Origin of the sequence: Arthrobacter sp. HS15c, from assembly GCF_040812005.1 — a bacterium.
GTDB lineage: Bacteria > Actinomycetota > Actinomycetes > Actinomycetales > Micrococcaceae > Arthrobacter.
The window spans coordinates 1-5,657 of sequence record NZ_JBFOHM010000020.1 but is presented as its reverse complement, the minus strand read 5'-3'; the positions used below and the strand labels follow the sequence as shown (position 1 = coordinate 5,657).

Annotated in this window: 2 protein-coding genes; both read left to right on the top strand. The window is 64.3% G+C overall.

What is annotated here, in order from left to right; all coding sequences use genetic code 11:
* Window positions 1-103: 103 nt before the first annotated feature.
* Window positions 104-5,227 (top strand): Ig-like domain-containing protein, encoded by a 5,124-nt coding sequence (locus ABV518_RS22225; protein WP_367771804.1) that lies wholly within the window; start codon window positions 104-106, stop codon window positions 5,225-5,227.
* Between the two features lie 136 nt (window positions 5,228-5,363).
* On the top strand, window positions 5,364-5,657 hold a 294-nt coding region (locus tag ABV518_RS22220), incomplete at its 3' end, for a hypothetical protein (RefSeq protein ID WP_367771801.1).

Here is a 5,657-nt window from a genome sequence, read left to right as displayed (position 1 = left end):
GTGGTCGGGTGCGAACAAGTACGTCCGGGACTGCGCCAATGATGCTGATGATAAGAATGTTGAGGTGCCGAAGGCGAGTGCGTCGCCCTCGTATGTTTTCCGGGTGAACCGGGACCTGGTGGTCCTCAATGATGTGAACTCCGGGAATGTGTGGCTGGTGAACCAGAACATGCAGCTCGTGAACAACTGGGACGACGTCATCCCACCCAAAGAGACCTCCGACGACGCCGACAAGGACTCCGCCGACGAAGTCCAGCAGACGGTCCTGCCGGACCGCACCAAGCCCAACAGCGCACCGGTGGCGAACCCGGACTCCTTCGGCGTCCGCGCCGGGAAAACCACCATCCTTCCGGTCCTGGACAACGACACCGACCCCGACGGCGACATCCTGACGGTCCGCACGCCCGATGCCCTGAAATCCGGGTCCGTTGCTCCCATCTACGGCTCCACAGGCTTCCAGATCACCGTGCCCGCCGACAAAACCGGCAGCGAAACCTTCAAATACACGGTGGACGATGGCCGCGGACTGTCCGCAACAGCCGACGTCGCTCTGAACATTGTGCCGCCCGGCGAGAACTCAGCACCGCGGCAAAAGCCGAACCGCAACACCACCCTGGTGCTGCAGGCCGGAAAGAACATCACCCAGAACATCCTCACGGACTGGATCGATCCGGACGGCGATGACCTCTTCGCCGTAGGCGCCACCAGCACCGATCCCCAGGACCAGGTCAGGGTACGTCCCGACGGCCAGCTCACCTTCCAGGACTCAGGCACCGCACCGGGCCGTAAGGTCCTGACCGTTACAGTCTCTGACGGCCAGGCCACCGCCGAAGGAAAGATCACCGTTGACGTCCGCCTGCCCGGAGCGCTCCCGCCGATCGCCAACGCCGACCACGTCGTAGCCGTCGCAGGTGCCGACACTGTCATCACGCCACTGAAGAACGATTCCGACCCGCAAGGCGGAGTGCTGAGGCTGGCCCAGGCCACCGCGGATCCCCAGTCAACGGCCACGCTCAATCCCGACCAACAGACCTTTACCTTCAATTCCGCCGCCCCCGGAGCCCACTACGTCTCCTATCTCGTCACCAACGGCCCTGCCAGTGCCCAGCAGCTGGTGCGCGTTGACGTGGTGCCCGGGAACAACGAGGGTGTGCCCGTCGCTGTTCGCGACATTGCCCTGCTGCCCACAGGCGGCAACGTCCTCGTGGACGTCCTGGGCAACGACTCTGATCCTTCGGGCGGTGTCCTGGTGGTGCAGTCTGTAACCGCCGACGCCGACCTGCCCGTCAGTGTGGCAGTGCTGGACCATTCCGTGGTCAGGATCACAGACGTCCGCGCCCAGGGCCAGCTGACCATCAAGTACACCGTCTCGAACGGCCGCTCCTCCGCTGCCGGAGAGATTTCCGTCCTGATGGTCCCGGCGCCCACTAAACTCCAGGCACCCCAGGCCAAACCGGACGAAGCCACCGTCCGGACCAACGACGTCGTCAGTATCCCGGTGCTGGCCAACGACACGGACCCCAACGGCCGGAAGCTCACCCTGCTCCCCGAGCTCGCGCAGCAGCCGGACGCTGCTGACGGCCGGATCTTCGTATCCGGGGACTACCTGCGGTTCGTTGCGGGTCCGGAGCCGAAAACCGTCTACGCCATCTATAAAGTCCAGAACGAGTCCGGCCAGGTGGACTCCCAGCAGGTCACCATCCGCATCCAGGCACGGGATGACGAACGCAACTCCCGCCCGGAGCCGAGGAACCTCACCGCCCGCGTTGTGGCCGGGATGGTGGTGAAGATTCCAGTACCGCTGGACGGCATCGACACCAACGGTGATTCCGTCCAGCTCCTTGGCATTGACAAGGCGCCCGGGATGGGAACGGCAGTGGTCAAGGACGGCTACCTTGAGTTCACCGCCGCTGGCGACGGAGCAGGAACCGACACCTTCACCTACCGGGTCCGGGACCGGATCGGCGCCGAGAACACCGGAACAGTCATCGTGGGCATAGCGCCGCCGGAACCCAATAACCAGAAACCCGTCGCCATTGACGACGCCGTGGACATCAGGCCCGGTCGTAACGTGGCCGTCGAGGCACTGACCAACGACTCTGACCCGGACGGCGACCCTATTTCCTTGCTTTCCAACTCTTTTGAAGCAAAGCCGGAGCTTCAGGTTGAGGCCACCGACACTTCCAAAGTCCGCTTCAGGGCTCCGGCGGCGGCAGGCAATGAGAGCATCCGTTACTCGATCAAGGACGACAAGGAAGCCCAGGGCAGCGCCGTCATCCGCGTCAGGGTCAGCCCGGACGCCCCGCTCCAGCGCCCCATTGCCAAGGACGACAGGATCACCCTGTCTGAGACGCTGGGCAAGACAGCCGTGGATGTTCCGGTCCTGAAGAACGACTCTGATCCTGACGGTGTGGCCGAAGAGTTGAGGATCACGCTTCCCGACGGCAACCCCAATGCCCGCGACGGCGGCTCGGGAAACGTTGTGGTGACGCTTGCGGCAGCGGACCAGATCATTCCGTATTCAGTCACCGACACCGACGGACAAACCTCGACGGCGGTCATGTGGATTCCCGGCGTCGGCGAGCAGTATCCGACTCTGGCCAGGAGCGACGTCGTAGAAGTGATGTCCGGCAAGGAAGTGACGCTTGACCTGAACGAGTTCGTGAAGGTGCGGGAGGGAAAACGGCCCCGCATCACAGTCGCGGAGAAAGTCCAGGTTCAGGGTGGTTCCCCGGAGGGCGTCATCGTCTCCGACGGCACAGGTCTCCGCTATGCGGCAAAGCCGGACTACGTTGGTCCCGGGTCGCTGACGTTCGAGGTCACCGACGGAAGCAGAGCCGATGATCCTGAAGGGCTGAAGTCCACCCTGGTCATCATGACCCGGGTCATTCCTGATCCGAATGCCAACCATCCGCCGACCTTCAGCGGTGGCTCCCTGGACGTGCCGAAAGCGGAGACCGCCACGCTGGACCTCTCCGGCCTGGCAAAGGACGTGGACGAACAGGACCAGGGCAACCTCACGTTCGAACTGGACGGCACCCTCCCCGCCGGGCTCAAGGCCGAGCTGGACGGGCCGGTGCTGAAAGTCACCGCGGAAACCAGCGTGGGCGTCGGATTCACCGGAGCCATACCGCTGAAGGTCACAGATGGCCGTTCTCCCGCGGTAACCGCAACGGTTCTGGCCAGGCACGTGGCGTCCAACCGGCCGATGCCGGTAGCCAACGACGACGCAGTGGACAAGGCCAATGCCGGTCGCACCGAAACCGTCAACGTCCTCGCCAACGACTACAACCCCTTCGCTGACACGGCCCTGAAAATCGTGGCGGCCAACGTGGAAACGGGCTTGGCCAGCGGCCAGCCCGTGGTTGAGGGCGATTCCATCAGGGTGACTCCATCAGAGGGATTCAAGGGCGTGATGGTGATCCGGTACACGGTCACGGACAAGACCGGCGACCTGTCCCGCCAGGCCAGCGGACGCCTGCGGCTCACGGTCCGGGACAAACCCGACGCACCGTCCGCGCCGGCTGCGACCGATGTCAGAAGCCGCACTGCGGTCCTGAAATGGGCCCCGCCCTCCGACAACGGAGCGCAGATCACCAAATACTCGGTCACATCCAGCGGATTCACCCAGGAATGTGTCACAACAACCTGCACATTGAGCGGGCTCACCAACGATGTGAAATACGTCTTCACCGTCACCGCCACCAACGAGGTGGGCGAGTCCGTTTCATCGCCCCCATCAAACGAAATCCGGCCGGACGAAAAACCCTCACCGCCGGAGGCACCCGCCGTCAAGGCCGGCGACAAGGACATGCAGATCACCTGGGCGCCGGCGAAGACGGAGGGGTCTGCCGTGAAGGAATACAACCTCGAGATCTCGCCGCCTCCCGCCAGCGGCGTCGCCGTGAAGAACGGCGTCACCGGGCTGAGCTACACCTGGCCCGCGCTCACCAACGGCGTCAAATACAAAGTCCGGGCCCAGGCCGTCAACGAACTCGGTCCCTCCGAGTGGGGCATCTACTCCGCTGAGGACAACCCGGCAGGGGTTCCGGCAGCGCCGGCAGCCCCAACGTCGGCCGTGGCATCGTCCGTGGGAACCCAGAACCAGCTGAAGGTCAGCTGGAACGAACCGAACACCAACGGCGATCCCATCCGGACCTACTACGTCACGATGAGCGGCGGGGGCGGGGCAGCGCAGACCCAGGCCGTGGCCGGCACGGAACGGACTGCGAACTTTACTGCGAACAACTCCGAATCCTCCTATACCTTTACCGTCCAGGCGGAAAACAAAGCCGGCAAGGGCGCCGTCAGCGCCCCGTCTGCGCCCCGCCGTGCCACCGGAAAGCTCGGCCAGGTTTCCGGGGTCAGTGCCGCTCCGGCCAACACCGGAGGAGCCGGCAGGCAGCTGACCATCAACTTCAGGCCGCTCACCGACGCCGAACGGAATGGGTCGGCCCGGGACGAGGTCAGCTACAGCTACAACGCCAGCAACGGTGCCAGCGGACCCATCACGCCCGGCGGGACCGTGGGCGGATTCAGCAACGGCGCGGAGGTCGCGATTACCGTGACAGCCAACTCCAGCGTGGCACCCAGTTCCGATGCCAGCACCCCCGCCCGCGCAACTCCCTATGGGGCTCCGGGCACGCCGTCAGCGTCCGGACAAAACGGCGGCCAGAACCAGAAATCCTTGAGCTTCAGCTGGAATTCTCCGTCGACGGCCACCAACGATGTGGCGTACACCCAGATCAGGATCGACGGCGGGTCCTGGGAACGTGTAGCTGCGTCAGGAAGCCGGACGGTGAACACCGGCGGCTTCGACGAACGGCATTCGATCGAGGTGCAGACCGTCAACTCACTCGGTACCGGCGGCGCCATCGCGACCGCCTCTGCCCAGTCCGGCCCGGCCAAGACCAGCTGGGATGCCACGGTACCGTCGGCCGGCTACCGCACGTGCACCGACTCTCCCGCCTCCGGCCAGACCTCGTGGGACTCAACCACTCCGGGCCACCTCTGCGGCGGCCAGGTCCGTGGATACCCTTGGATCTACACCGGAGACAACTTCACCGTGAGCTGCTGGATGTGGCGCACCACCGGCGACGGCCGCGGTGCCGGCCAGTGGTACCTGATCAGCTCCCAGGCTGACGGCCGCTACGTCGGGAGAACCATCCATTCCAACAACACAACGCTCGGAAACCCCGGCCCGCACGGGATTCCGGAATGCCGCTAACGAGGACAGGGGACCTCTCCCCATCGCAGCCCCGCAAGGGGTTGGGTAGGCTAACGCGGGGAACAGAGAGCCCGATACCGGGTCTTTCGACGGGCGCGCCTGGGGGCCGCCACAAATTTGAGGGAAAAGTAACGCTGTGACAACTCTGCTGGGGAAGCTTGGTCTGAAGCGCGATCACAAACTCACGAAGCGCCATAAGCGTCTGGTGTCTGGTGGGGCGTTGGGTGTTGCGGTGGTGGTGTTGGTGACGGGTGCTGTGTTGTATCCGGGGTTCAAGACCACTGAGGTGGAGTTGAACGATGGCGGCGTGTGGGTTGTCAGTAAGTCGAAGAATGCTGTGGGGCGGTTGAATTATCCGTCGCGGGTTCTTGATGGTGCGGTGACGCCGGCGAGTACGACGTTTGAGATCCTGCAGAACGCGGGGGATGTG